This is a genomic window from Paludisphaera mucosa (genome assembly GCF_029589435.1).
Classification (GTDB): Bacteria; Planctomycetota; Planctomycetia; order Isosphaerales; family Isosphaeraceae; genus Paludisphaera; species Paludisphaera mucosa.
Map to the genome: position 1 here is coordinate 1,971,945 of NZ_JARRAG010000002.1, position 26,268 is coordinate 1,998,212.

Annotated in this window: 20 protein-coding genes; 8 read left to right on the forward strand and 12 right to left on the reverse strand. The window is 70.9% G+C overall.

From position 1 onward, the window contains the following. The first annotated feature begins 2 nt into the window (after positions 1 to 2). Entirely contained in the window at positions 3 to 731 is a 729-nt protein-coding gene (locus PZE19_RS17320; protein ID WP_277861881.1) for an NHL repeat-containing protein, read from the forward strand. Between the two features lie 100 nt (positions 732 to 831). On the opposite strand, the gene PZE19_RS17325 is transcribed toward PZE19_RS17320, so the two are convergent. Continuing rightward, complete coding sequence (locus tag PZE19_RS17325) at positions 832 to 2,034, reverse strand: sialidase family protein (protein WP_277861882.1); 1,203 nt, start codon at positions 2,032 to 2,034, stop codon at positions 832 to 834. Positions 2,035 to 2,675: 641 nt separating this feature from the next. Continuing rightward, positions 2,676 to 3,092, reverse strand: coding sequence for a winged helix-turn-helix transcriptional regulator (locus tag PZE19_RS17330; RefSeq protein ID WP_277861883.1), 417 nt, complete (start codon positions 3,090 to 3,092; stop codon positions 2,676 to 2,678). Positions 3,093 to 3,213: 121 nt separating this feature from the next. Here PZE19_RS17330 and wrbA point away from each other — a divergent pair, with 121 nt between their 5' ends. Beyond that, the gene (gene wrbA / locus PZE19_RS17335) at positions 3,214 to 3,831 is read left to right on the forward strand and encodes an NAD(P)H:quinone oxidoreductase (RefSeq protein ID WP_277861884.1); all 618 of its coding nucleotides are present in this window, start codon (positions 3,214 to 3,216) and stop codon (positions 3,829 to 3,831) included. 28 nt (positions 3,832 to 3,859) lie between these two features. Here the strand turns inward: wrbA and PZE19_RS17340 are convergent, their stop codons facing one another. Both PZE19_RS17340 and PZE19_RS17345 read right to left on the reverse strand, forming a co-directional pair. Then, positions 3,860 to 6,718 (reverse strand): hypothetical protein, encoded by a 2,859-nt coding sequence (locus tag PZE19_RS17340; protein WP_277861885.1) that lies wholly within the window; start codon positions 6,716 to 6,718, stop codon positions 3,860 to 3,862. Positions 6,719 to 6,864: 146 nt separating this feature from the next. Continuing rightward, positions 6,865 to 7,875, reverse strand: coding sequence for a methyltransferase (locus PZE19_RS17345; protein WP_277861886.1), 1,011 nt, complete (start codon positions 7,873 to 7,875; stop codon positions 6,865 to 6,867). Positions 7,876 to 8,095: 220 nt separating this feature from the next. On the opposite strand from PZE19_RS17345, the gene PZE19_RS17350 reads away from it, so the two are divergent. The 3 genes from PZE19_RS17350 to PZE19_RS17360 all read left to right on the forward strand — a co-directional run bounded on the left by PZE19_RS17350 (position 8,096) and on the right by PZE19_RS17360 (position 11,499). Next, positions 8,096 to 9,436, forward strand: a complete 1,341-nt coding sequence (locus PZE19_RS17350) for a replication-associated recombination protein A (RefSeq protein WP_277861887.1) — start codon at positions 8,096 to 8,098, stop codon at positions 9,434 to 9,436. A gap of 161 nt (positions 9,437 to 9,597) precedes the next feature. Then, on the forward strand, positions 9,598 to 10,074 hold the full coding sequence (locus PZE19_RS17355; protein WP_277861888.1) for a hypothetical protein: 477 nt from the start codon (positions 9,598 to 9,600) through the stop codon (positions 10,072 to 10,074). Between the two features lie 192 nt (positions 10,075 to 10,266). After that, entirely contained in the window at positions 10,267 to 11,499 is a 1,233-nt protein-coding gene (locus PZE19_RS17360) for a DUF362 domain-containing protein (protein ID WP_277861889.1), read from the forward strand. Here PZE19_RS17360 and PZE19_RS17365 read toward each other — a convergent pair. From PZE19_RS17365 to PZE19_RS17395, 7 genes are all read right to left on the reverse strand, one after another. After that, on the reverse strand, positions 11,489 to 12,490 hold the full coding sequence (locus PZE19_RS17365) for a vWA domain-containing protein (protein ID WP_277861890.1): 1,002 nt from the start codon (positions 12,488 to 12,490) through the stop codon (positions 11,489 to 11,491). The genes PZE19_RS17360 and PZE19_RS17365 overlap by 11 nt on opposite strands. Before the next feature lie 77 nt (positions 12,491 to 12,567). After that, positions 12,568 to 14,061 carry an FHA domain-containing protein gene (locus PZE19_RS17370; protein ID WP_277861891.1) on the reverse strand — a complete coding sequence of 498 codons (1,494 nt, stop codon included), beginning with the start codon at positions 14,059 to 14,061 and terminating at the stop codon, positions 12,568 to 12,570. 5 nt (positions 14,062 to 14,066) lie between these two features. After that, positions 14,067 to 14,972: an FHA domain-containing protein gene (locus tag PZE19_RS17375; RefSeq protein ID WP_277861892.1), complete on the reverse strand. Its 906-nt coding sequence runs from the start codon at positions 14,970 to 14,972 to the stop codon at positions 14,067 to 14,069. Continuing rightward, entirely contained in the window at positions 14,969 to 17,056 is a 2,088-nt protein-coding gene (locus PZE19_RS17380) for an Hsp70 family protein (protein ID WP_277861893.1), read from the reverse strand. Before PZE19_RS17380 ends, PZE19_RS17375 begins: the two co-directional genes overlap by 4 nt. Before the next feature lie 3 nt (positions 17,057 to 17,059). Then, positions 17,060 to 17,713: a Uma2 family endonuclease gene (locus PZE19_RS17385; RefSeq protein ID WP_277861894.1), complete on the reverse strand. Its 654-nt coding sequence runs from the start codon at positions 17,711 to 17,713 to the stop codon at positions 17,060 to 17,062. A 67-nt stretch (positions 17,714 to 17,780) separates the two neighbouring features. Beyond that, a complete protein-coding gene (locus PZE19_RS17390; RefSeq protein ID WP_277861895.1) occupies positions 17,781 to 18,683 on the reverse strand; it encodes a family 16 glycosylhydrolase in 903 nt (300 codons plus the stop codon). A gap of 46 nt (positions 18,684 to 18,729) precedes the next feature. Then, positions 18,730 to 20,415 carry an Hsp70 family protein gene (locus PZE19_RS17395; RefSeq protein ID WP_277861896.1) on the reverse strand — a complete coding sequence of 562 codons (1,686 nt, stop codon included), beginning with the start codon at positions 20,413 to 20,415 and terminating at the stop codon, positions 18,730 to 18,732. 475 nt (positions 20,416 to 20,890) lie between these two features. On the opposite strand from PZE19_RS17395, the gene ptsP reads away from it, so the two are divergent. From ptsP to PZE19_RS17410, 3 genes are all read left to right on the forward strand, one after another. Then, positions 20,891 to 22,666, forward strand: a complete 1,776-nt coding sequence (gene ptsP / locus PZE19_RS17400) for a phosphoenolpyruvate--protein phosphotransferase (protein ID WP_277861897.1) — start codon at positions 20,891 to 20,893, stop codon at positions 22,664 to 22,666. A 105-nt stretch (positions 22,667 to 22,771) separates the two neighbouring features. Further along, entirely contained in the window at positions 22,772 to 23,182 is a 411-nt protein-coding gene (locus PZE19_RS17405) for an NIPSNAP family protein (RefSeq protein ID WP_277861898.1), read from the forward strand. Between the two features lie 29 nt (positions 23,183 to 23,211). After that, positions 23,212 to 25,248 carry a hypothetical protein gene (locus PZE19_RS17410; protein ID WP_277861899.1) on the forward strand — a complete coding sequence of 679 codons (2,037 nt, stop codon included), beginning with the start codon at positions 23,212 to 23,214 and terminating at the stop codon, positions 25,246 to 25,248. 64 nt (positions 25,249 to 25,312) lie between these two features. Here the strand turns inward: PZE19_RS17410 and PZE19_RS17415 are convergent, their stop codons facing one another. Beyond that, positions 25,313 to 25,942, reverse strand: coding sequence for a DUF4142 domain-containing protein (locus PZE19_RS17415; RefSeq protein ID WP_277861900.1), 630 nt, complete (start codon positions 25,940 to 25,942; stop codon positions 25,313 to 25,315). Positions 25,943 to 26,268 lie beyond the last annotated feature (326 nt).

Consider the following 26,268-nt stretch of genomic DNA (forward strand, 5'->3'; position numbering starts at 1 on the left):
GATTGCGTCGCATCGTCTTCGTCCTCGCCCTGGGACGGCTGGAGCGGTCAGGCGGCGATGACCGCGAGCAGCGGCGGCGGGAGGCCGGAGGCGAGGGCCTTGAACACGGCCCCGACCCGCCCCGGCCGATGCCCTGGAAATCGACCACGCCGGGGATCGCCCGGCGGCGCGTCGACTTCGATAAGGGCGGCGGGTGGCAGTTCGGCGTCGCCCGGCTCAATCCCGACGGCAGCCCCGACGCCACGTTCGATACGGACGGTCAGGCCACGGTCTCGTTCGTCGGGGCGAGCCACGCCTATGCGGTCGCCGTCGACAGCCTCGGTCGCATCATCGTCGCCGGTTCGGCCGCCACGACCGCCGGGTCGTCCTTTAGCACGGTCGACGATTTCGTGGTGGCTCGGCTCAACTCCGGGGGGCCGCTCGATATGACCTTCGGATCGGGCGGCCGGACCAACGTCGACTTCAGCGCCGGCGACCCCCGCTCCGACCACGCCTACGCCATGGCCATTCAGTCGGACGGCAGGATCGTCCTGGCGGGTGACTCGGTGCCGTCCCCCTCGGTGGCCCTGGGGAGCTTCGCCCTGGCGCGGCTGAACGTCGTCGCGCCTCCAACCGATGGCGGTGGTGGCGGCGGGACCGATCAGAACCCGGGAAAAGGCCCGAAGGGCCGCATCAACTTCTTCTACGGGCTCAACCGACGTCCGGTCACGAGGAGTCCCGCCCCGTTGTAGCCGGCCCCGGCGGCCGCGCCTGTCTCGGTCGCGGTCCGACGACCGACGTTCCGGATCCCTTTGCGCCGCCTGCCTCGGGCGTGATCGGGGCCCGGGCGTTTCAGTCGCCGTGGCGGACCCACTCCTCGGGGAATGTGGCGTGCATGATCGTGCTCTTGCGGTCGGCGCCCGAGGCCTTGCCGAGGTTGTACGTGTAGGTGAGGTGGATCGCGCCGTCGCGGGCCTGCATCATCGAGGGGTAGTGGAACGACGCGCGGGGCTCGTCCAGCTCCACGTGACGGGTGATGGGCCAGGTGGCGCCCTCGTCGTCGGAGAGCGACACGGCCAGCGAGTGGCGGCCCTTGGGGAGGTCGTTGTAGACCATGGCCCAGGCCCCGCTCGCCAGGCGGGTGGCCTCGATCCCCGCGCCGGGGTTCGGCAGGGCCGTGTCGGCGACCTCGGTCCAGGTGACGCCCTCGTCGGGGGACGTCGACATGCGGATCTTCTGGTGCGGGCCGTTGTCGCGGAAGTAGGCGACGAGCGTGCCGTCGTTCTTGCGGACGATGCTGGGCTGGATCGCGCCGAAGCCGTCGGTCACCTCGCCGGCCTTCCAGGTCTTCCCCTGATCGTCGCTGATCGCCATCAGCGAGAGCGAGAAGGTGTCGCAGTACAGCGGCAGCAGCCAGCGCCCCGAGGGGAGGGCGACCGCGCGGACGCGCGGCATCCAGCCCAGCCGCTGATACAAAAGGTCCGTCGACCGCTTCGAGAACGTCTCCAGTTCCTTCGCGTACTTCGACCGCTGCTCGTCGGTCAGCTTGGCGACCGAGTCGGCCACGGTCCTGGCGAATCGGCCGGCGTCGGGCGTGATGTGCAGGACGTTCGACGCTTCCCAGCGGATCGGCCCCGGCGCGCCCTGCGAGGGGTCGGCGACGGCGTACTTGAGCAGGGCGCCCTCCCAGCGGTGGTCGAGGATCGTCGGCCAGAACATCCAGACCCGGCCGTCGGGCGCCGCGAACAGGGCGGGGTTGCAGTCGGGGTAGCCCGGCGTGTCGGCCGCCTGGAACTGGGGCGACCACGCGTCGGCGCCCTTCGCCAGCCAGGCCGCCTTGATCACGACGTCGTCCGACGTCCGCTCGCCGCTGCCGGAGTACCAGGCCGCGAGCAGGTCGCCGCGGGGCGTTTCGATCACGCATGACGCGTGGTTGTGCTTCGGCTCCTGCCCGAAGATCTCCCGCTTCACCAGCCCCGGCGGCGCGGCCGTCGCGGACGCGGCGAAGAGCCCCATGACCCAGATCCCTGCAAATGCCCTGGTCGATCGCGTCATCGTCGATGCGTCCCCGTTCGAGGCCGAGAGAGGCGGAGTGGCGGCGGCCCCGAGTCTAGCGCGTCGGCCCGGCCGGGGCAAGGATCGAGGGATCCGTCCTCGGCCTCGTCACTCGGTGTAGCAGCAGCCTCGAACTCGGAGATCCGGCGACGGCTTCGATTCGGGTCCGTTCGTCTCCCGCGGGTGATCGCGATTTCGACGCAAGATGTTGTCTTATAAAGGCTTGGTAAGAGTTCGGATTGGCTTCGTTGGCGGGAATTTTTTTTGTTTTCGCAGTTCCCCCGATGCCCTGCCCTCCTGAGAAACGACCAAGCCGGGCGCACCGTCCCTTACCGTCATTGTGGTCCACGATGCGCGGATGGGGACCGATTTCGCGCCGGCGTTTCGCTCAGGGGCTGTTCCCAGGGGTCGGCCGGGTCCCCGGACGACGGCCTGCCCCCCCTCTGGAGGAAGGTAGCCCGAAGGGCCGGATGAGGGGGAGACGAGCACGGCGACCGTCGCCGTAACGTCCGGCCTGCCGGTGGGTTCCAACGGGGGCTCGCGCGGCCTCCCCCTCATCGGACCCCTGCGGGGGCTGCCTTCCCCCGCGAGGGGGGAAGGCGTGGGAACGGGACCGCTCTACGGCCTTCAGGAACACTCTCTCAGCCCGACTCGCGCTCGGCGCGTCGCCAGTGGTCGACGACCTCGCCGCCGTGCTGTTCGGCCCACCGGTGCAGGCCGACGAGGGCCGGCATGAGGGTCCGGCCGAGGTCCGTCAGCCTGTATTCGACGCGCGGGGGAACCTCGGCGAAAATGCGGCGGGCGACCAGGCCCGAGCGCTCCAGCTCGCGGAGGCGTTTGGTCAGCTCCTTCTGCGTGATCGGGGCCGTCTCGCGCTGGAGCTTGCGGAAGCGGATCGGGGCGTCGGCCCTGTGCAGCGCGAACAGGATGTGGATCGTCCACTTGTGGGCGACCAGCTCCATCGCGAAGGCCGCGGGACAGGCCGTCGGCGCGGCGGCCTCCCCCGAGGGCGCGGTCTGCTCGGCCGGGGTCGGGCGGGGCGGGGTCGTCGGCGTCATGGGGTTGGTATCCGATCGGTGCCTACTTGCCAACGGATACCGAAAGTCTAGTCTTAGGGGCGTCGCGGATGAACCCCCCGGCGGTCGGGGTCGCGTCTCGGGCCATCGCTAGGAGCTTCGCATGGCGGTCAAGGTGCAGGTCGTCTTCTACAGCCTTTACACGCACGTCTATCAGCTCGCCCAGGCCGTGGCCGAGGGGGCGAAGGAGGCGGGGGCCGAGGTGACGCTCGCGCAGGTGCCCGACATCCTGCCGGCCGACGTCCTGGAGAAGATGGGGGCCGTCGAGGCCAAGAAGTCGTTCGCCCACGTCCCCACCGCCGACCCCCACGCCCTGGCCGACGCCGACGCGATCATCCTGGGCTCGCCGACGCGCTACGGGGCCGCCGCGGCCTCGATGCAGGCGTTCCTCGACTCCACCGGCGGACTCTGGGGCAAGGGGGCGCTGATCGGCAAGGTCGGCGGGGCCTTCACCTCGACCGCCAGCCAGCACGGCGGCCAGGAGACGACGATCGTCGGCATGCACACGTTCTTGTATCACCAGGGGATGGTGGTCGTCGGCGTCCCCTACTCGGCGAAGGAGCTGCTGAACCTGGACGAGATCTCCGGCGGCACCCCCTACGGGGCCTCGACCATCGCCGGCCCCCGCGGCGAGCGCACGCCGACCGCGAACGAGCTGGCCATCGCGCGGTTCCAGGGCCGCCACACGGCCCAGATCGCCGCCAAGCTCGCGGCCGGCTGAGCCGTCCGGCTTTCGGGGTCGAGTTTCCTCATCGCCGGGCCCCCGCCCGGTCGCCGGCGGCCGGGCCCGGGGCGGCGGCGGGGAGTTCGAGCGTCTGGTCGAGCGTCGGCTTGCCGTTCAGGTCGGCCGCGCGGACGATCAGCGACGGCCCGGGGCGGCGGCCGGCGGGCGCGTCGAGCGTGTTGCGGGCGGCCGTCACGCGCAGCTCGCGGGCGTCGCGCGAATGGCCCTCGCCCAGGACGATCCCCAGCAGCGGCCGGTCGCCGGCCTTGCCGTCCGAGCGGCCTGCGGCGACCCGCCTCAGGAACGGCTCGGTCCAGCGCACGACGTTGTCCTCGACGATCGCCGACATGAACACGCGGCCCGCGTTCGCCTTGATGTGCGCGGGGTCGTGCGAGACGCCCAGGGACAGGCTCTCGCGGACGTCCTCGAACGTATTGCCGCGGACGACCATCCCCATCGCCGGGCAGTGCGACCACCCCCAGTGGATCGGCGACTCCGACGGGCAGGCCGACGCGGCGAGCCCCTGCGCGCCGCCGTAGAAACGGTTCCGCTCGACCACCGTGCCGAAGTGGTTGCCCGGCAGGATCAGGCCGTACGAGGTCGAACTGCCGCGGACGTCGACCGTGTTGCCCGCGAACCGCAGCCCGCTGAAGCCGTCGACGATCGACACGAGCCCCGTCTCCTTGGGGATGGGGGCGTCGAGCAGGATCGTCGTCGCGTCGATCGGCTGCGCGACGCGGCGGTAGGTCCCCGCGGCCGGGCCGGACAGGAGCGCCACGAACTGCCCGGCGCGGATCGGCTCGCCCTGGCGCTCGCCGATGCGGATCGCCAGGCCGTCGGGCGACACGGCCCGCGCCGCGCCCTCGTAGCCGACGCGGTACGCCTCGGTCAGCATGACCTCGGGCGCGTTGACGCGGGGCACGCCGTCGCCGTCCATCTCGCCGACGCCCTCGATCACGTTGTCCTCGATCACGACGTTCCGCCCCGTCTGCGCCAGGGCGAGGAACCGCCAGAGCTTGCCCGAGGGCTCCGGCTTCACGCGGTTGCCGCGGATCAGCAGGTCGTGGACGTACCGCCCCGCGATCGCGGCCGGCGACATGGCCTTCGCCGGTGCGCCGCGGAACGTGTTGTCGACGAACCGCCAGGGCCCGTTGAAGAACTCGATCGACCCTCCCAGGAGCTTACAGCCCTCGACGCGGCCGCCGTCGGCGTTGGTGAACCGCATCACCCGGAGGGCGTCGGTCCACTTGCCGGGATCGCCGCCGGCCGGGGCCTCGACGTCGAGACGCGCGAGGACGAGGCCCGACTTGCGGCCGAACGGGTTCGGGTCGCGGTCGTCGCTCGTGCCGATCACCGCCGGCCCGTAGCCGACCTTGTCGTCCCAGCGGACCGGCCCCTCGAAGCGGATCGCGAAGCCTTCGAGCGTCGTCCGCCCCTTGTGGATCTTGATCGCCGCCGTCCAGGGCGGCTCGCCCGCGGCTTGCGCGAAGACCAGCGTCGCCCCTCGCTCGGCCCTGAGCACCACGGGCTTGTTCAGCGTCAAGGTCCGGCCCAGGCGATACGTCCCCGGCGCGAGGCTCACGACGCCCCCCTGCTCCACGAGCGCCTGGAGGTCGTCGCCCGGTTTGGCCTCGCGACGGGTCGCGTCGGGGGCGGGGATTCGCCTGTCGGGATCGCACGCGCCGCCGGGGAATCGCACGAACGTCGATCGGCCGTCCTTCGCGATCAACCGGAGCGTGAACGTGGCGTCGACCTCGTCGCGATAGGGCGGGAAGAAGAGGTCGAGCGTCCCGCTCGTCGCGCCCGGATTGACGATCAGCCCTTCGACCCCGGCCCACTCGGGCGAGGACTTCAGGCGGTCGTCGCCGGGAGGCTGGTAGAGCCATGCGCCGCGCACCGAATCGGTGAGCACCGCGGCGGCCGGCGGCGAGTTCGAGAGGCCCGTCAGGGCGACGTGGACGTCGCCGGCGCCGCCCGGATCCCGGCCGTCCTGCCCGAGCCATCGCGCCTGGGCCTTGACGAACGCGACCGCCGGCGCGGCGACGTCGGGCGTCTTGCGTGCGGGGTCGAAGCGGCCGACGGCGACGGTCGCGCGGTCGCCCGTGTCGTTGGCGTAGAGGATGCGGATCGCCAGCGGCTTGCCGGCGGCCAGGTCGCGGGCCGGTTGGAAGAAGAGATCCCCCTCGCCGGGCTTGGCGGGGTCGCCCCGGTACTCGCAGGCGGGGAGCATTTCGGGGTTGGCGTGGCTCTCCCACCTGGCCCCGCCGGGCCCGTCGATCCGGATGGCCTTGATCCCGGCCGACTTGGACACGCCCGCCAGGCGGAGGCGGACGTCCTGGATCCCGTCGGGCCCCACGCCCGGCCCCGCGCCGACGGCGTCGCGTCCGTCCTGGCCGAGCCAGGCGACCTTCATCGCCGCGGCCGCCGTGCGCAGGCCGGCGTCCATCTTGCGGCCCTGGATGACCTGCTTGTGCTCGCGGCCGTCGTCGTAGCGGATCGTCACGTCGTATTTGCGCGCCGTGCCGTCGCCGGGAGGCTCGATGTAGAGATCGGCGCGGGGAGATCCCTTCTCGCGCTTGAGCACGGCCTTCCACGCGAACGTGTCGGCGTTGAAGTTCCACTCCTGGCGCGGGCCGCCGATCGCCAGGAGCCCGACGAACGTCACCTCGCGGCGGGGGTCGAGGCCGGCGATCGCGAGGTGGACGTCCTGCACGTCGCTGGGCTCGATCCGGTTGTGCGGGCCGACGAAATCCATCCCATCCTGGCCGACCCAGCGGATCGAGGGCCCGCCCCGCCCCGCCCCGGCCTGCCCGAAGGCGGCGGCGGTCAGGAAGCAGCCCAGGCCCACGACGATCCCCGACCCCACCGCGCGTCGCACGTCCATGCCTCGCCCTCCCTGCGACGGGACGATGCGCCGTCCCTCTCCTCGCCACGACCGTCCCGGGAGCTTATCAGGTGTCGCGGGCCGCGGGAACACTCCCGAGGAATCGCGCCCGTCCGGCGAGGGATGGGTTCGTCACGACGCCGGCCTCAGCCCGCGACCTCGGCCTCGACGAGGGCGAACGGCGAGCGGGTCGGGACGACCCGGACGTTGGAGAAACCGGCGGCCTCCAGCATCGAGCGGAACTCCCCGGCGGTGCGCTCGCGGCCCCCGGTCATGACCATCATGTTCAGGTCGCCGAGGTGGCCGATCGTCGGCTCGTCGCCGTCGGGGAGGACGACCTCGACGAGCAAGACATGAGCGCCCCGGGGCGCCGCCTTGCGGCAGTTCCTCAGGATGGCCGCCGCGCGACGGTCCTCCCAGTCGTGGAGGATCCACTTCAGCATGTAGAGGTCCCCGCCCGAGGGGACCGACTCGAAGAAGTCGCCCGGGACGACGTCGCAGCGGCCCGAAACGCCGCGCGATTTCAGCAGGTTCTTCGCCCCCGCCAGGCCGGCGGGCGTGTCGAAGAGGATCCCCTCCGCCTCGGGAGCGGACGCGAGGACGGCCGACAGGAACCCGCCGTTGCCGCCGCCGACGTCGGCGATCCGCCCGAACCGCGTGAAGTCGTACGCCTCGGTCGCCGCCGACTCGACGGCCGCGGAGCCGGCGGTCATGGCGTCGTTGAAGTCCGCCGACAGCTCGGGATGGCGGGCGTAATAGTCGAAGCAGGGCATGCCGAAGATGTGGTCGAAGGCCGTCTCGCCCGTCCTGACGCTGTGGGCCAGCTCGCCCCAGGCCCGGCGATGGTCGTCGGCCATCACCCCCAGGAAGAAGGATTTCATCGAGCCCGGGACGCCCGTTCGGAGCACCTGGCCGAACGACGTCAGGCCGTAGCGACCCTGGTCGGCATGCAAGACGCCGAGGCCGACGAGAGCCCGAAGGAGCCGCGCCAGCGAAGGCGCATCCGCGCCCAGGCTCTCGGCCAGCTGACCGGCCGATCGAGGATGCTCCGCCAGATGGTCGGCGATCCCTAATTTCGCCGCGGCCAGCACGGCCTGCGATCCCCAGTATCCCGCGAGCACTTGAAACGCCCGGTCCTGCGGTGTGGGCTCGTCCATTCTCGTCGAGTCTCCATGCGAGGAGTGATTCAGCCAAAACCATGCGGTGCCGGTCGCAGGGCGGCTTCGACCGGCCCTTCCGACCGGAAGGTTCCCTGATACCTGCTGAACGAGGCTTCTAGGAGACGAAGAAAAGCCCCGGACGGCGACGTTCATGGACGAAAAATCGCCGTGGTATAATGGACGGGTGGACATCGTAACGCCGGCGAAGGATGGGACCATGCGTCGCGAATCGACGGGCTCGCTGTTTGGCGGATCGGACGAGCCGGACTGGGCCGAGGCGGCCGATCCGGGCCCGTCGGCCGACGCCCCGCTGGCCGAGCGGATGCGGCCGAGGACGCTGGACGAGTACGTCGGCCAGGAGCATCTCGTCGGCGAGGGCCGGCTGATCCGCCGCCTGGTGGAACGCGGCGGGCCGTTGCCTTCCTTGATCTTCTGGGGCGGCCCCGGCGCGGGCAAGACGACCCTGGCGAGGCTCGTGGCCGGCCCGAGCGGGGCGAAGTTCGTGCAGCTTTCGGCGGTCCTCTCGGGCGTGAAGGAGCTGCGCGAGGCCGTCGCCGAGGCCCGCGCCCGCCGCGCGCGGGGCGTCCGGACGGTCCTGTTCATCGACGAGATCCACCGTTACAACAAGGGCCAGCAGGACGCGTTGTTGCAAGCCGTCGAGGACGGCACGGTCATCCTGATCGGCGCGACGACCGAGAACCCCTCGTTCGAGATCAACTCGGCCCTTCTGTCGCGCTCGCGGGTCGCGACGCTGAACCCGCTGACGACCGCCGACGTCGCGACCATCCTCCGCCGGGCCCTCGACGACCCCGACCGCGGCCTCGGGTCGCTCCGGGCCGTCGTCGCCGAGGACGAGATCGCCCGCCTCGCCAACGCGTCCGGCGGCGACGCCCGAGTCGCCCTGACCGCCCTGGAGACGGCCGTCCTGGCGACCTCCCCCCTCGACGACGGCTCGCGCCCCGTCGAGCCCGAGACGCTCGTCGAGGCCCTCGGCCGCGCCCGCTACGCCTACGACAAGGGGGGCGAGGACCATTACAACCTGGCCTCGGCCCTGATCAAGAGCCTCCGCAACTCCGACGCGGACGCGGCCCTGTACTGGCTCGCCCGCCTGATCGAGGGGGGGGCCGACCCGATCTTCATCGCCCGGCGGCTGTGCATTTCGGCGTCGGAGGACGTGGGGATGGCCGACCCGCAGGCGATCGTCCAGGCCTCGGCCGCCGCGCAGATCGTCCAGTTGATCGGCCTGCCCGAGGGCCTCTACCCGCTCAGCCAGGCGACGATCTACCTGGCGAACGCCCCCAAGTCCAACGCCGTGAAACGCGCCTATTTCGCCGCCGCGGCCGACGCCGCCGCCACCGCGCGCGAGCCCGTCCCCCTGCACCTCCGCAACGCCGTCACCTCGCTGATGAAGGCCGCCGGATATTCGCAAGGATACCGATACGTCCACGACGACCCCGCCGCCCGCGACGAGATGCCCTGCCTCCCCGAATCCCTCCGCGGCCGGACCTATCTCGGCCCCGACGACCTGCCGGGGCGCGTGGCGCCGGGATCGACCTGATGCGAGCGCGACGACACGCGTCGAGTGGGGCCGAAAATGGCTGCACCGACGCGAATCCGTTTGACCGAACGGTCCGTTTCGGAGATCTTGATGCGTCGCCGGGCGGGGACGAACCCGCACGGCGGATTCACTTCAGACCAGGCTTCGAGGGCGACGGCGCCATGGCCGAGATCAAGGGGATCTTCCTCCTGGACGGGGTCGTCCTCGTCCCGAACGTGTCGCCCGACCGGCGTGCGACGACGGTGCGGATCGAGAAGCTCCGCGTGGTGGGAGGCGACCTGCCGGGGCCGCTCTCGGCGACGCGGACGGCGACGATCCACATCCCGTTCGAAGACGCGAAGGCCGGCGTCACGGTCCGCCAGGTGGTCCGGGGCTTCGCCCGCGTGAGCCCCGGCGCCCGGGGGGTGATCCTCGCCCAGCTCGGCGGGGCGACGCACCAGATCCCGATCCCCCCGCCCGGCTCGTCGGGGGAGGATCTCGTGTACGAGGCCGAGTCCACGATCCCCGCCGGCCGCATCTATCTGGCGACGTTCTTCCTGCTGCTGGAACGCGACGCCGACCGCCCGGAGTTCGGCGGCGACCTCGCGATCGAGTCGCTGGACGTCGAGATCCTCGCCCCGACGCCCCCGGACGCCTGAGCGTTCCGGGGGCTCGGCCGGATTTTCGGATGGACTTAGACTGATCGGTCGATTTATCCTGTTCGCAAGGACCGTCCCGGCCGCGCCGGCGACGGTCGCGCGTCTCCTCGGCCGCGTCGACGCCCCAGGGCGGCGGCGACCTTCCCGGCCCTTCTCCCGCACTTCTTTACCCGGACAAAGGACGAGAGCCTGATGAGCGACCGTTATCCTTGCGGCACGTTGAAGCGTCGTGGGTTCCTGGGTGCGGCGGCCGCGGCGGCGGCGACGCCCTGGTTCGCGGGCAAGTCGTCGCGCGCCGAGGGGCCCCAGGACGCCGCCGGCGCGACGCCCCACGGGCCGAAGCCGGAGAAGAGCAAGTTCGACCTGCCGGGCCTCTACCCCGGCCGCGTGGTCGAGGTCAAGAACGCGGCCATGATCAAGGAAGGCAAGAAGGACCGCGCCGCCATCAAGGCGAGCCTGGACAAGGGCCTGACGTCGCTCACCGGCGCGGACGACGCGGTCGGGGCCTGGAAGACGTTCTTCGAGCCCGGCGACGTCGTCGGCATCAAGGTCGTCCCCAACGGCTTCCCGTACGCCTTCTCCTCGCACGAGCTGGTGCTGGAGACCATCGAGGGACTCAAGGCGGCCGGCGTGAAGACTAAGGACATCTTCGTCTACGAGCGGTTCCGCGGCGAGATGCAGGCGGCCGGCTACGACAAGATCCTCCCCGCCGACGTCCGTTGGGGCGGCCTGACCGCCGGCGACGCCCCCCAGATCGCGATGGAGTTCGACGGCTTCCGGGACGACCCGATCGCCGGCTACGACCGCGACGCCTTCATCCAGATGGACCTCGTCCACTACGGCGACGACCCCAAGGACGACCGCCAGTACCGCTCGCACCTGGGCAAGCTCCTGACGAAGGTCGTCAACAAGGTCGTGGCGATCCCGTGCCTGAAGGACCACCGTTCGGCGGGCGTCACCGGCGCGCTCAAGAACATCAGCCACGGCTCGGTCAACAACGTGGCGCGGTCGCACGCCAACAATTTCACCAACGCCTGCAACCAGTTCATCCCCCAGGTCGTCAGCCACCCGATCCTGAAGTCGAAGTTCGTCCTCCAGATCATGGACGGCGTGCGCGGCGTGTACCACGGCGGGCCGACCTCGGTGCAGAACGGCCGCTGGACGTGGGACAACAACGCCCTGCTGCTGGCGACCGACCCGGTGGCCCTCGACCGGATCGAGTGGAAGCTGATCGACGCCCGTCGCGCCGCGGCGAACCTGCCGCCGGTCGCCGCCTCGGGCAAGACGGCGCTCGACCCGGCCGGCATCGAGGGCTTCGACGTCCGCCAGCCCCAGCACATCGCCCTGGCGGGGACGCTCGGCCTGGGGACCTACCTCTTCGAAGGCAAGGGCCCGCTGATCAAGCACGACGTCGTCACGGTCTGACCGCCTGCGACCGCCTCAGCCGCGCCGGCAGGAACGCCAGCGCGGCGAGGCCGGCGGCCAGCGCCAGGAAGAGGGGCGACCAGCCCGCCGCCGGCACGACCATGCCGGGGATGAACACGGCCGTCTCGCCCGCCTTGCGGCTCGCCCGGTGGAAGACCTGCACCGGGCGGAGCGTGCCGTCGGGGATCCGGCGGTCGCTCTGGTAGGCGAGCGAGTAGCCGGCGCCGAGCCGCTCGGCGATCGCCTCGTAGACCTTCCGCAGCTCGTCGGCCTTGCGCGCCGGATAATACGCGCCGCGGGTGGCCTTCGCCAGCTCCTTCAGCTCGCGGCTGGCGATGACCTGCTCCTCGCCGAACCCCAGGGTGTAGATCGGCAGCCCGAGCCGGCGGGCCTCGTCGGCGTTCTGTTCGAGCGAGGTCGAGCTGGACGTGTCCTGGCCGTCGGTCAGCGCGATGACGACGCGGCGGCCGGTCTGGTCCTGGAGCAGTTCGAGCGCCATGGCGACGGCGTCGTAGAACCGCGTCGGCCCGTCGGCGAACAGCTCGTCGACGGCCCCGCGGATCTTGGCGCGGTCGGTCGTGAACGGGCGGATCAGCTCGACCTGCGAGCTGAACGCGATCACGGCCACCTTCGAGCCCTGCGGCATCTTCTCGACGAACCGCGCGACGGCCCCCTTGAGCGACGCCAGCCGCGCCTCCTCGTTCATGCTGCCGCTGCGGTCGACGACCAGCACGATCGTCGTCGCGACCTCCTCCTTGGTCTGCGGCGCCTGGAAGTCGAGGATCGGCCGCTCCTGCCCCTCCTCGGTCACCCGGAACTCGTCGCGCGTCGCGTCGCGCACGAACGTCCCGTCCGGCCGCCGCAATTCGAACTGCACGCCGATCCGCGGGAAGTCGTCCTGGCTCGCCCCGGTCACGACCACCGAAAGGTCGCCGGACGGGGGCGCGGGGCCGGGCTCCGCCTCCTGCGCCCGGACGGCGAGACAACCCATCATCAAAATCCAACATGCCGGCACAAGCATCCTTCTCCCCCCGGGAGAAGGGATTACGCTTTCGTCGGACGAGCGCGTCATGCCTGGACCTCTTTCCGAGCCGGCGGGAATGCGACGTACGAGGCCCCGGCGAGGGCGAAGCCGAGGGTCAAAGCTGCGAAGATGGGCGAGCCGAACAGGGGCTCGACGCTGCGGACCGTGGCGAAGACCAGCGAGGCCGCGAGCAGGCCGACGACCGCGCCCGCGAAGGTCGAGGCGATCGCGTCGCGTGCGCCGGAGCGCGAGCCGACGGCCCAGCCGATCACCGCCCCGGCCAGCGTCGGCAGGGCCGCCGCGCCGGCCAGCCGCAGCTCGCCGCCCGTCGCCAGGTAGGGCAGGCGGTTCCCCAGGCCGATCAGGCCGCGGAGGACCAGGACGACGAGCGGGAACGCCCAGAGCCTCCGCGCCAGCGAGAGCCCCGACAGCCCGTCGCCCAGGGGGCCGACCGGCGACCACTTCGCGTCCGAGGTCGCCTCGGGGACGTCGGGGATCGTCTCGACGCGGGGCCGATCGACCTGCACGCCGACCCGGCGCGTCACGCCCCCCGCGCTGACGACGACCGCGCCCAGGGTCGCGTCGAAGACGTGGTCGGGGGGCTCGATCTCCACGACGAACTCGGCCTCGTCGATGACCTGGATCGGCTTGTCCTTCCACGCGGCCGCGGCGCGGATCGAGCCCGGCATGCCGACGGCGGGCTCGATCGCGATCGTCGGCCGGAGGATGCGATAGCCGACGTTCGTGATCCGGATCGACCGCCGCACGACGCCGCCGACGGCCCCGGCCGGGACCATCAAAACGGCCGGATGGACGTCCAGCTCCGGCGCGCTCGACCGCGACGTGGGGAGCCGGCCGAGCCAGTCGTCCAGGGTCTCGTCGGCCGTCCATCCCGGTTCGCGCCTCGGCAGGAGATCGCTGCGCCCCGTGCGCCGGAGGTGCTCGCCGAGGCGTCCCGAGTCCAGCTCGTCGCGGACCATCGCCCAGCGCTGGGCCGAGAGCGTCAGGAAGTCGTCCCAGGTCCGGCCCGTCGAGCCGTCCGGGAAGGCGTAGGGGGCGGCGAGCGGCGCGGTGCGGGAGGCCGGCGGCGGGGCCGCCTTCGGCTGCGGCGGCGGGGCCGGCGGAGGCGTGGGCGCGGGCTTCACGGTCCCATTGGTCGGCCGGGCCGGCTTCGCGGGCTCGGGCTTGCTCGCGGCTTCGCTCCGCACCACGAGCTGGACCGCGCCGACCTGGATCACGTCGCCGGCGGCGAGGGCCCGCTCCTGGTTCGTGAACAGGCGCTGGCGGTTGACGAAGGTGCCGCCGGGGCTGTCCAGGTCGCGGATCGACAGGCGGTCGTCGCCGAGGACGAGCGCGGCCTGCTTGGTCGCCATCCGCCGCGGGGATTCGCCCTCCTGGTCGGCGAGGCTGAGGTAGGCCGCGGACCAGGGCGCGTTGCCGATCGTGGTCTCCCCGTGGTCGAGCGAGTACCGCCGGCCGGGTTCGCGGCCCTTGGAGACTTCCAGGATCCATCGGGTCTTCGTCGCGGTCGTCGCCATGGTTCCTATCGCCGCCGGAAGATCAGGGAGGTTTGCCCGAGCTGGATGCGGTCGCCGTCGCCGAGGCGACGCTCGCCGGGGCTGGCGACGCCGTTGACGCGGGTCGCGCCCGAGCGCGAGAGGTTGCGGAGGACGTAGCCGTCGCCCGACCGGACGATCTCGGCGTGGGCGCGCTCGACGGCCGGGTCGCCGAAGACGCCGACGTCGGCCCGCTCGTCCAGGCCCAGCCGGCAGACCGGGCGGGCGAGAAGGTAGATCCGCCCTTCCTGGCGGCCGCTGGCGACCTGGACCCAGGCCCGCCGCAGGGCCTGCTCGACCAGCGCGAGGAAGAGCCCCAGGCCGCCGCCGAGGATCACGATCCCGAGCGCCTGGCTCAAATCGTAGCGGTTCTTCAGCACAATGCGGAGGACCTCGAAGCAGAGGCCGCCGACGAACCCGCCCAGGCCGCCGCCGATCAGGCCGAAGGTCAGCCGCTGGAACGAGCGGTCGGCGATCCCCTGCCCCAGGCCGATCCCCAGGCCGAGCACCGCCCACGACGCCGCGCGGCCGATCAGGCCCCCCTGGAAGGCCCCGATGACGAACTCGCCCAGCACCAGCCCGATCGCCCCGCCGAGCGCCGAGGCGGGCGTCGCCCAGGCCGCCGCGCGGGCCATCCGCCGCCACGAGCCGTCGCGGAGCGGCCCCCAGGCGTTGAGGAAGAAGCCGATCGAGCCGCCGATGATCGCCCCGGCCCAGGCGTCGCGGACGTAGACCGACCGGGCCTCCACCGTCTCGACGTAGAGGTAGAGCCCGAAGAGGCCTCCGAGCGCACCGGCCAGGGCCAGGTCGTACGCCTGGCGGACGCTGGCGCGGAACCGGCCGGGCTGGATCGCCCGGGCCATCACGTGGGGATCGGTCGCGGCGGTGGTCATCGGCTCAAGATCCGCAGCGAGCGGCCCCCCTCGGCGATCACGCGGGCGATGTGGCCGAACGTCTGCACCAGCTCGCCCCCCTTGACGAAGATCGATGCGGCCTCGCTGCTGGCGAGCCGGGCCAGGTAATCGCGGTCGGCGTCGCCCATGCCGATCGCCACGACCTCGATCCCCTGCTTACGCGCCGCCTCGGCCTGCTCCACGGCGCTCTCGGCGGCGTCGGGGTAGCCGTCGGTCAGCAGCACGATGTAGCGCCGGGCGTCGTCGGCGACCAGCTGGCCGCGGGCCAGCTCCAGGGCGTCGGACAGGTTGGTGCTCCCCTCGGCGTCGAGCCGGTGGATCGCCGCGTGCAGCCGGCGGACGTTGCCGGTCGCCGGGGCCTGCAGCGCGACGTCCGTCGCGAACGAGATCAGGCCCACCTCCATCGTCGTGAAGTCGCAACGATCGAGGAACTCCCGCGCCGCGTTCTGGGCCTCGACGAGCGGCTCGCCCATCATGCTCGACGACCCGTCGACCAGGAGCATCACGCGGATCTTGCCGCCGATCGAGTCGTCCGAGAGCGTGCGGGGCGGGCCGGCGAGCCACGAGAGGTCGTCCGGGACCGGCTCGACGGTCATCGCCAGCCGCTGGCGGCTGTCGCGCTGGGTGGCGCGGACCTGGACCACGCCGTCGGCGTCGTACGAGAGCCCGACGTCGACCGCGACCTCGGCGTCGGTGGCCGCGATGCCGTTGAAGACGTACTTCCCCAGGATCGTGCAGTCCAGCGGCGCCGCGCTCTCGCCCTGCGTCAGGTAAACTTCCAGTCGCGTGTTCGCGCCTCCATGCGTCGCGTGCATGTAGGTGCGGACGTCCTCGGCCGGTATCGGGAGGTTGCGGCGGATGACGACGTCGTTGACGTACGAGCCCCCGTCGGCCGAGACCGCGACCACGCCCAGGCTGTGGGACATCACGTCGACGACCCGGCGCGCCGGCGGCGGGCTCGCTCCCACCCCCAGGGTGAATTTGGGGACGGCGTCGCCGATCGATTCGCCGACCTCCATCGCCGCCTGCACGGCCGCCCCCAGGGCGACGACCTCGTCGACGTTGACCCCCGTGCGCGGGGGCTTGCCGGCCATCCTGGCGACGTACGTGCGGACCATCGGCATGCGGGTCGAGCCGCCGACGAGGAGGACGCCGTCGAGCCGGTGCCAGGACAGGCCGGCCTCGCCGAGCGCCTCCTCGGTGAGCCGCCGCGTGCGGTCCATCAGGGGGGCGGTCATGGCCTCGAATTCGTCGCGGGCGATCTCGAAGGTCTTCCGCTGCGAGCCGAGCTGGAGCGTGACCCGCGCCGAGGCTCGCTCGGAGAGCGTCCACTTGGCCTGCTCGCTGCGGACCAGGACCTCGTTGAGGGCGACGGGGTCGTCGAGCGGGTCGAAGCCGGTCTCCTCGGCGAACTTCTCGGCGAGGAACGTGGCGATGCGGTCGTCCCAGTTCTTGCCGCCGAGGTCGTGGTCGCCGGCCGTCGACAAAACGGCGACGTCCTGGGGCGTGATCCGGGCGACGGTGACGTCGAACGTGCCGCCGCCCAGGTCGTAGATGAGCACCGTTTCGTCGGCGTCGCTCGCGCGGCTGAGGCCGTAGGCCAGGCTGGCGGCGGTCGGCTCGTTGACGATCCGCAGCACGCGGAGCCCGGCCGCCTCGCCGGCCGCGATCGTCGCCTTGCGCTGGGCGTCGCCGAAGTAGGCCGGCACGGTGATGACCGCGCGGTCGACCTCGTCGCCGATCGCGGCCTCGGCGTCCTCCTTGAGCCGCTTCAAAACCAGGGCCGAGAGGTCGGCGGCCGAATAGGCCTTGCCGTGGAACTCCAGCTGATACAGGGGGCTCCCCATGTGGGGCTTGAAGAAGCTGGCGATCTCGGAGTCGCCCAGCCGCGCCCACTCCTTGGCCTCCTGGCCGACGGCCGGCGGGTCGACGCCGAAGTAGATCACCGAGGGCGTGATGTTCGCCCCCTCGCGGTTCGGGATCACCTCCGGCCGCCCGTACGCGTTCCGCCGCGCCACGACCGAATTCGTCGTCCCCAGGTCGATCCCCACGAACGCGGCCATGCGTCAGCCCTCCCCCCGTGGGGCGACGTCTTCGCGCACCCATCTGCGAAACGCCTTGATCCAGGTGCGATCGGTGCCGGAGCGATAGTCGCGAACGAACTGGGCGAGTCTACCGATCGCGGCCGTCGGGAATGTCGGACTGTGGGGCGCGGAGACGTATTGCTCGCCCTGCAGCGTCCAGACGACCAGTTCCGTGCCGTCGAACCGCCAGGCCTCGGGGACCTTCAGCGCCGCGTAGATCCCGAGGCGGCGCCGCGAGTCGCTGGTGACATCGATCTCGACGGCCAGGTCGGGAGGCGGGTCGGCGGCCGGGTCGTAGCTCCGCCAATCCGCCACGCGGCCGGCGCTCGCGATCAGGAAGCAGGCGTCCGGCTCGACGCCCCGCTCGAGCGCCCGACTGGAAAAGGTCGTCGATCCGAGCGAGAAATAGTCGACATCCAGTTCGTCGGCGAGCGTCTCGATCATCCTCGTGAAGAGCGACTTGTAACGCTCGTGTATCGGCAGAGGCGTCATGAGTTCCAGCGTCCCGCGGTCGAAGGCCATGCGCACGCCACGCTCGGCGAACATGTCGAGGAGCGTCTCGTAATGAGCCCACGGGACCCCGTGAAGGACGAGCCTCCGGCCCTCGGTCGAGATTCGCTCGGCGGTCACGGACATGGGCGACACCTCGGGAGAAGCTCGATCGACCTGATTCAAGAGGGCGGGGGCGAAAAGCGCCGGCGGCTCACGGCTGCGGTTTCGGGGCGGGCTCGCCCTTCTTCCACGCCCGGACGTAGTCGACGTTGAAGGTGGACGGCAGGTCGGCGTCGGCGGGCATGCCGAACCAGTCGGGCATGGTCTCGCTGTCGAAGATCAGTTGCAGCGGTTGGCGCCAGTGGGTGTTCTCGACGCGATGGACGGGGACGCCGTCGAGGTAGAAGGCGAGTTCGTTCTCGGACCACTCCAGGCCGTAGACGTGGTCGTCGTCGGCGAGCCGCCAGGGCGCCTCCCAGATGCCGGGGACGGACCAGTGCCGGGTTTCGGTCGGAGTCCTGAAGATATGAAGGGTCATGTGAACCTTGCGCTCGAAGTCGGGGGACTTGCCGGCCAGCTCGAAGACGTCGATCTCCGTCCCCCAGTCGGGGCCGTCTCCGTGCTGGAACCAGAACGAGCTGGAGCCGGCCGAGTTCATGGGCCGGGCCTTGACCTCGTAATAGCCGTAGGCCGTGCCGACTTTGGAATGGATCGCGGCGCTGGTGTAGTCGTGGTATCCCTGCGCGCGATCGCCTTCCGTCAGCGTCTCCTTGCGCATGGTCAAGCGGAGCTTGCCGTCGGCGACGACGACGTTCTTCTCGGAGAAGAGGGCGGGCTGGCGTCCCCGCCACCAGGACAGGCCGAGGTTCCACTTCCCGGGATCGAGGCGGTCGCCCTCGAACTCGTCGCTCAGGGGCTCGAGCCGCGTCCAGCCCCCCTCGTTCTTCTGGTCGGAGAGCGGGAACGCGTCGGTGACTCGCCGGGGCGTATCGCCGAGGGGGCCGACCCGGGTCCAGACCTTCCGGGTCCCGGGCGGCTCCGACGACGGCTCGTCGCCGCGGCACCAGGCGGCCGAGGCGCTCAGGGCCAGCAGGAACAGCGTGGCACGAAACATGGCTCGACTTCCTTTCCACCCGACCGCGCGGCCGATCGCCGACGACTCACGACACCGTGAGAAGTCGCAGCGCCGTGGAGCGTTCCTCGACGGCCTCCGAGTCCATGACGGCCTCGGTCTGGAAGTCGACCTCGATGGCGCCGCCGGCGGTCAGGTCGACGGCCGTGACGTTCAATCGGCCGTCGCGGGTGATGGTGAACTTGACGCGGATCGGGCTGTGGGCGGGGAGCCGCTCGGGGAGGTTGAGCGTCGCCACGCCGACCTCCTGGCAGTCGGTCGGCTCGGGGCTGTCGCGCTCGCCGGACATCACGCGGATGTCGACGGCGATCTGGTCGTCGGCGTCGGTGCCGAAGTCGGTCGAGCGTTCGAAGGGGACCTCGGTGTTGCGCGGCAGGAGGTAGACGACGACCTCCTTGCGCTTGTCGTCGAGCGCCACGACGCCCAGGCTCTTGGACAGGACGTTGACGATCTTGGTCCCGACCAGCTCGCGGACCGGGCCGGTGAGGGTGAAGCCGAGTTGCTTCTCCAGGCGGTCGAGGGCCTCGGCGACCTCCTCCTCGGGCACGTCGCCCAGCTCGATCGGCCTGCGGTCATGGTCGTCGGCCGGGCCGTTGGCACTTTCGGAGGCCTCGGCGAGGATGTCCTGCACCCCCTGCTGGAGCGACTCCTTCAGGCCGTAGAGCGCCGCGCCCTTGGCGACGGCCTCGTCGGGGTCGTAGGTCTCGGGCTCGACGTTGAACTCGGCGATGATCCGGTCGCGGACCTGGGGCATGCGGGTGGCGCCGCCGACGAGGATGATCTTGTCGAACGCGGCGCTCCCCTTGGCGCGGGCGTCCTCGAGCATCTCGCGGGTCAGCTCGATGGTGCGGTCGAGGAGGTGGCGGGTGACCTCTTCGAACTTCGCGCGGTCGAGCTCGACGCGGGCCTGCTTGCCGGCGTGGGTCACGCGGAACGGAGCCTTCTCGCGCTGGGTGAGCGTCTTCTTGCCGCGCTCGGCCTGGAGGGTCAGGTCGTTGAGGACCTCGGGGTCGTCGAGCGGGTCGGACTCCTCGCCGGTCTGCTCGCGGAACTGCTCGGCGAGGTACATGACGACGGCCTCGTCCCAGAGGACGCCGCCGAGGCGGTGGTCGCCGCCGGTGCAGACGACGCGGATCAGCCGCTCGTTGATCTCGATCATGGTGACGTCGAACGTGCCGCCGCCCAGGTCGTAGACGAGGACCGTCTGGTCCGACGCCTGCTCCAGGCCGTAGGCGATCGCCGCGGCCGTGGGCTCGTTGAGCACGGCCCGGACGTTGAGGCCGGCGAGCCGGCCGGCGTTGGCGGTGGCCTCGCGCTCGGGGGTGCCGAAGTAGGCCGGGCAGGTGATGACGACGTCGGTGATCGGCTCGCCGAGCGCGACCTCGGCGTCGCCCACGACCTTGCGGAGGATGAACGACGAGACGTCCTCGGCGTTGTAGACCTTCCCCTCGTGCTCGAAGACGAAGTTCGGGTCGCCCATGTGCTGCTTGACCCGGGCGACGACCCGGTGGGGCTCGACCTTGGCCGACTCCTTCGCCGTGTCGCCGACGATGACGGCGTCGCCGTCGAACAGGACGACCGAGGGGGTGATCCGCTCGCTCTCCTGGTTCGGCACCACCACCGCCTTGCCGTGCTCGTCGACGTACGAGATCACGGAGTACGTCGTCCCCAGGTCGATCCCGAAGACGCGCTTCAAACCCTCGGGCTGAGACATGTCTGGCGCTCCCGCTGGATTCCGCGGCCGGCGATGGAGGAGGTGCGACGGCCTTCGTCGTGTCTGGCTTCGATTGGAGACGATCCCGCCCGCGCGGCGCGGCGACGGCTCCTTCGGAGTCTTCGCCGCCCTCGCGCGTTTCTTCGACGTCTCCTTATTATTAAGTTCGCCGACCCCGGTTGGAAGGAGTCGATCCCGGTTCGGCCCGCGAGCCGGCGCGGGGCCGTCCGCCCGGGCCCGCCGCGAACCGCATCGGGGCCCGGGGCCGGCGTTGCGTACTGGACGGGCGGCGGGGGAATCCCTACGCTATAGATTGGTCCGGACGCCCAGGCCCCCCCGGCCGCCGTCACGAACCGCCCGGCCCGAGCCGACCCGTCACGGGGTCAGGCCTGGTTAAGCGAGTTCAGGACGGGTCGACGAACCTTCGCGCGGCGGGCCTCCCCAGAACCTCACAGGACGACTCGGCGACTCGTCTATGCACAAAGGCATCGGTGTCAGTCCTGGAGTGGTGGTGGGCGTCGCCTACCGCGTCGAGTCGGTCCTGGGCTCCGGCGAGCCCCAGACGCTCGACAACGCGGCGCGGATCCCCGAGGAGGTCGCGCGGTTCGACCGCGCGGTCGAGGACACGACGGCCGAGCTGGAGACGTTCGTCCAGCGGATCGCCCTGGAGCTGGGGACGCCGGCGGCCGACATCTTCAAATCCCACCTCCAGATCGTCAACGACCCCGAGCTGACGGCCCGGGTTCACGCGGGCATCGAGAAGCAGCGGCTGACGGCCTTCTCGGCCCTCCAGGTCGTGATGAACGCCTACGCGGCGCAGTTCGCCCGGATCGACCAGGAATACTTCCGCGAGCGGATCACCGACGTCCGCGACGTGATGACCCGGATCGGCTCGCACCTGACCCGCAAGCCCGGCGCGGCCGACAACGGCAACGGCTCGGTCGACTCGCACCCGGGCGACGAGCCGGTGATCCTCGTCGCCCACGAGATCCTCCCCAGCCAGGCCATGAACCTGGGCGACCTGCCGATCGCCGCCATCGTCACCGAGATCGGCGGCTCGACCAGCCACGCCGCGATCCTGGCGCGGAGCCGGGGCATCCCGGCGGTCTCGGGCGTCGAGAACATCATGAACGACGTCGTCGCCGGCGACCTCATGGTCGTCGACGGCCGCGAGGGCCACGTCATCGTCCGGCCCGACCGCGAGGCCACGGCCGCCTACCGCAAGGTCCAGCGCGAGTTCTTCAACTTCAAGGACAGCCTGATCGCCAACCGCGACCTGCCCGCGGTGAGCTGCGACGGCACCCAGGTCGAGCTGCTGGCCAACATCAACAACCTCGCCGACGCCAACGCCGCCGACACCGTGGGCGCCACCGGCGTCGGCCTCTTCCGCACCGAATACCTCTTCCTCACCCACCACGACGTGCCGGGCGAGGAGGAGCAGTACGAGTACTACCGCCAGATCGTCCTCAACTCGCCGAACAAGACCGCGACGATCCGCACGCTCGACCTCGGCGGCGACAAGACGGTCCCCTACCTCGGCCGCCGCAACGAGCCCAACCCGTTCATGGGCTGGCGGTCGATCCGCATCTTCTTCGACAACCCTAAGCTGCTCGTCACCCAGATCCGCGCCATCCTCCGCGCGGGGCGGCACGGCAAGGTGTCGATGCTCTTCCCGATGATCACGACCGTCGAGGAGCTGCGGCGGCTCAACACGATGGTCAAGGAGGCGAAGAACAACCTCAAGCGCGAGGGCGTCCCGTTCGCCGACGACGTCAAGACCGGCGTCATGGTCGAGGTCCCCGCGGCCGCCGTCTGCATCGACGCCCTGCTGCGCGAGACCGACTTCATCTCGATCGGCTCCAACGACCTGATCCAGTACCTGGTCGCCGCCGACCGCGACAACCCCAAGGTCGCCCACCTCTGCGAGCCCCTCAGCCCGTCGATCTTCCGCGTCATCCACATGGTGCTGGAGGCCTGCCAGCGCACCGGGACCCCGGTGACCGTCTGCGGCGAGATGGCCGGCCAGGCCCGCTCGGCCCTGGTCCTCTTCGGCATGGGCCTGCGGCGGTTCAGCATGAGCCCCGCCTTCATCCCCCAGGTCAAGGCCCTGATCTCCTCGGTCACGACCGCCCAGGCCGAACGCTTCGCCCACCACGTGCTCCAGCTCTCCACCAACGAAGAGATCCGCACGTACCTCTCCGAGCGCCTCCGCGAGGTCTCCAGCGTCCTGGAAGCCATCGACTTCGCCTGAGCCCGCCGGCCCCTTGAGCCCGCGGGTCGGTCGTGCTACAACGTCCGACAGACGTCGTCGATCCGTCGCGGCGTCGCACCCATTTCCTCCCCCGGAGACGATCGCATGCGCCTCGCCCTGACCGTCGGCTTGCTGCTGTTCGGCATGACCCTCCCCGTCCTGGCCGCCGACGACAAGCCGTCGCGGGTCTTCGAGCTGCGCACGTATCACACGCCCGACGGCAAGCTGGTCGACCTCCACAAGCGGTTCCGCGACCACACCTGCGCTCTGCTCAAGAAGCACGGCGCGGAGCTGGTCGGCTTCTGGACGCCCCAGGACGAGAAGGACGGCAAGGCGAAGACCCTGATCTACCTCGTCGCCTACCCCAGCCGCGAGGCCGCGACCCAGACCTGGAAGGCCTTCCAGGCCGACCCCGAATGGCAGAAGGCCAAGGCCGCGAGCGAGGTCGACGGCAAGCTGACTGAGAAGGTCGACTCCGTCTTCCTCGAACCGACCGACTACAGCGCGATGAAATAAGCCGCGGGCTCCCCCGCCGGAGACGTCGCATGACCCCGCCTTCGACGAGCCGTCGGGCGGTCCGCGTGGACCTGCCGGCGTTGGCGATCCTGGCGTGGATCTCGTGGCTCGCCTGGCTGGCTCTGCTGGCCGGGATGCTGGCGACGCGGGCGTGGCATCCCCATTTCCTGCCGGCGACGGCGATCTTCGGGGCCTTGCTGATCTCCACGGCGGCGCTGGGGATCGGCGGGATTTGGAGGCTCGCGCGGGGGCCGGCCCGGCTCCGGGCCGCGACGTGGGTCTTGCTGGGCGTCGCGCCCCTGCTCTTCACCGCCGGGCACATCCTGTACGGCCTCAGGGCCGGCTTCGGGCGACTGCTCGTCGTCGACCTCCCGCTGAAACTCCTGCTGCCGTTCGGCGAGTCGATCTTCGACCTGGAGGCGCGGTTCCGCTACCCGGTCCGCACCGAAGGCGACACGGTCGTCATGATCGCGGAGCCGTCTCCCCTCGCGAAGGACCAGGTCGCCGCGATGGACCGGCACGTCCGCACGCTCCGCGAGCGGTTGGGCGGGCGGACGAGCGATCGGAAGATCCACTGGGTCCGCGGGCCGCTGATGGGCATGAGCGGCCGGGCTTCGTATGGGACCTGCCTGGGGAGCCCCGCCGGCGAGACCGGCCCGAACGGAGAACCCCTGTCGCACCTGGACCGGCACGAGGTGGCGCACTGCGTGATGAACTCCGTCGTGTCGCCGATCGAGGTCGACCCGCCCTCCCTCTTCGTCGAGGGTTGGGCCGAGGCGAATTCGGGTCGCGATCGCGGCGAGATCCGACGGCAGGTCTGGAATCTCCGCCGGTCGGGCGAGACGCGACCGCTCCGGACGCTGGTCGGACCGGGCTGGTATCACGCCCACGCCGGGATGGCGTATCCCCAGGGCGCCGTGCTGGTCGACCACATCCTCGACGCCTACGGCCCCGATAAATTCCTGGAACTGTACACGCAATGCGGCCCGGCGACGTTCGACGCCGACTGCCGGCGCGTCCTCGGGGTCGACGTCGAGACGCTGGACGCCGCCTGCCGGGCCGAGGTGGCGCGCGAGGCCCCTCGACCGGCCGACGTCGCCGGGATCCTGAACGGCTTGAAGCTCGGCCCGACCGTGGAACCCGAGGCCTGGCGGACCTTCACGCGGGAGTTCGGCGAGGGGGCCGCGCGACTGGCCGAACCCTACGAACAGTCGCGCGTGGTCCTCGATTGGAAATGGTCGTCGAAAGGCCCCGACCGTTCCGATGGCAGTTCGTCTCGTTGGGACTGGCGACGTTCGGGCGCGAGCCGCAGCCTGATCGTCGAGGTCGATGACGACGTCGGCACCGCCTGGTCGGCGACGCCGTCGCGCTCGTTCAAGGCTGTGCGCAGGGAACGCGGCGGACCTTGGCGGATGGAGGACGCCGCGGGGGAATCGGCCGAGGACTCGTATGACCGGGCGATCGTCGAGATCGACCAGAACTGGCGGAATTTCGTCACGGCCGTCCCGGCCTGCCTGCGCGAATTCGAGGTGCCCGAGGACGCGGCCCGGTTCGTCGTCTCGCGCCTGGAGCGTCGGCAGGAGGACGGCGGTCGCCGGGTCCTGGTCCGGATCGAAAGACGGCCGGAAAGCCTCGTGGGCCGCATGCGTTCGGCGGAATGCCTGTTCGACGCGGATCGCGACCTTGTCGCCCTCTCCGAGTCGCAGGATCTTGGCGACGGCGAGGGGCTCCGCACGGACTCCGTCTACGAGGAAGGCGGGCTTCCCTTCCTCCGCTCGAAGCGGATGACGGGATCCGGGCCGCCCGGTCACACCCGCGAGGTGAGCTGGACGATCGTCGAGCGCCGCTTCGGCCCCATCCCACCGGCCGAATTCACGCCCGAGGGCCTGCTGAAAGGCCAGGTCGTCGCCGCGACGAAGGTGGAAGAAGCCTGGAAGGATCCGCAGACGTTCGCGGACTATTATCCCGCGCCCCTCGTCGCGGGGGCCGTGGCGATCGCCTGCGGGCTTGGGGCCGGCCTGATCGGGGGGTTCCGACGCGAGGCGGAGACTTCTTCCACCGGATGATGTTCGACCGGGGCCTGTCCGCCGCGGTATTGCACCGTGACGGCGGACGGACCCGGCGCCAGGGTCACTGCGAGAGGTGGTCGTCCTTCTCCATCTTCTCCTTGGCATACTTCATTGCGATCGGCTTGATCATATGCAGGTGCCCCTTGAGGATCGGCAGCGCCTTGGCGGCGAGGGCCTTCATCTCAGGGTCCAGGCCGCGCTCCGATTCGGCCTCGAAGGCCGCGACGGCCTCCATGTGGGCGGTGAGCTGGGCCTTGGCGTAACAGGCGTCGAACTTCTCGCGCGACGTCCCCTGGAGGCTCTGGGCGCAGAACTGGGCGCGAGGGTCGACCATGCGGGGCAGGGCGATCCCCTTCTGCGCGGCGAGGCTCGTCAGCTCCTCGGCCAGCTTGGTGTGATCGTCGATCATCTTCTGGCTGAACGACTTCAGTTCGGGGTCGCGGGCCTGCTGGACGCCAATCTGGCTGATCGTCAGCTCGGCCATGCCGCTGATGGCGGCGGCCTCGGCGAACAGGACGTCGCTCACGGCGGCGTCGAGGGCGGAGGTTTGGCCGTTGCTCGTGGCGGGCGTGCCGGACGAGGCGTCCTGGTCGTTTCGGCCCGGCGTGGCCTCGCGCGGGGGCGACTGGGCGTGGCTCGTCGGCCCGAAGAGGGCGACGGCCAGGGCGGTCAGGGTCAAGATGCGGAGCATCAGGCGTTTCTCCTGCTGTTTGGGCGTCGATGGGGACTTTCCGCCCGTCCAGTGAACGGGCGGCGAAAAGTTCGCTGAATCAAAGTCTTTGGTCTTACCTGCTCCCTCTCAGGCAAAGTGCGTGCCCATCCGGGAGCCTTCGGGGTGCCGGAATGACGCCGATCTCGGGCCCACGACGGTCCGGCTGCTCCTGGGCGAGCGGGCGCGCGTGGGACGCAGGAGAGTTGAACCGCGCGGGGGGGATTGCTAGGCTGAAAGACGTCCGACGCCCCGCCTCGCCAGGCGCCCGTCGCTCGGAATCGACCCCGAGGCCACCGCGTTTCGCC

Coding starts and splice junctions, on each gene's coding strand:
- PZE19_RS17390 (WP_277861895.1), bottom strand. CDS start 18,683: ATGTTTCGTGCCACGCTGTTCCTGCTGGCCCTGAGCGCCTCGGCCGCC.
- PZE19_RS17325 (WP_277861882.1), bottom strand. CDS start 2,034: ATGACGCGATCGACCAGGGCATTTGCAGGGATCTGGGTCATGGGGCTC.
- PZE19_RS17330 (WP_277861883.1), bottom strand. CDS start 3,092: ATGACGCCGACGACCCCGCCCCGCCCGACCCCGGCCGAGCAGACCGCG.
- PZE19_RS17395 (WP_277861896.1), bottom strand. CDS start 20,415: ATGTCTCAGCCCGAGGGTTTGAAGCGCGTCTTCGGGATCGACCTGGGG.
- PZE19_RS17345 (WP_277861886.1), bottom strand. CDS start 7,875: ATGGACGAGCCCACACCGCAGGACCGGGCGTTTCAAGTGCTCGCGGGA.
- PZE19_RS17340 (WP_277861885.1), bottom strand. CDS start 6,718: ATGGACGTGCGACGCGCGGTGGGGTCGGGGATCGTCGTGGGCCTGGGC.
- PZE19_RS17385 (WP_277861894.1), bottom strand. CDS start 17,713: ATGTCCGTGACCGCCGAGCGAATCTCGACCGAGGGCCGGAGGCTCGTC.
- PZE19_RS17380 (WP_277861893.1), bottom strand. CDS start 17,056: ATGGCCGCGTTCGTGGGGATCGACCTGGGGACGACGAATTCGGTCGTG.
- PZE19_RS17415 (WP_277861900.1), bottom strand. CDS start 25,942: ATGCTCCGCATCTTGACCCTGACCGCCCTGGCCGTCGCCCTCTTCGGG.
- PZE19_RS17375 (WP_277861892.1), bottom strand. CDS start 14,972: ATGACCACCGCCGCGACCGATCCCCACGTGATGGCCCGGGCGATCCAG.
- PZE19_RS17365 (WP_277861890.1), bottom strand. CDS start 12,490: ATGGGTTGTCTCGCCGTCCGGGCGCAGGAGGCGGAGCCCGGCCCCGCG.
- PZE19_RS17370 (WP_277861891.1), bottom strand. CDS start 14,061: ATGGCGACGACCGCGACGAAGACCCGATGGATCCTGGAAGTCTCCAAG.
- PZE19_RS17355 (WP_277861888.1), top strand. CDS start 9,598: ATGGCCGAGATCAAGGGGATCTTCCTCCTGGACGGGGTCGTCCTCGTC.
- ptsP (WP_277861897.1), top strand. CDS start 20,891: ATGCACAAAGGCATCGGTGTCAGTCCTGGAGTGGTGGTGGGCGTCGCC.
- PZE19_RS17350 (WP_277861887.1), top strand. CDS start 8,096: ATGCGTCGCGAATCGACGGGCTCGCTGTTTGGCGGATCGGACGAGCCG.
- PZE19_RS17405 (WP_277861898.1), top strand. CDS start 22,772: ATGCGCCTCGCCCTGACCGTCGGCTTGCTGCTGTTCGGCATGACCCTC.
- wrbA (WP_277861884.1), top strand. CDS start 3,214: ATGGCGGTCAAGGTGCAGGTCGTCTTCTACAGCCTTTACACGCACGTC.
- PZE19_RS17360 (WP_277861889.1), top strand. CDS start 10,267: ATGAGCGACCGTTATCCTTGCGGCACGTTGAAGCGTCGTGGGTTCCTG.
- PZE19_RS17410 (WP_277861899.1), top strand. CDS start 23,212: ATGACCCCGCCTTCGACGAGCCGTCGGGCGGTCCGCGTGGACCTGCCG.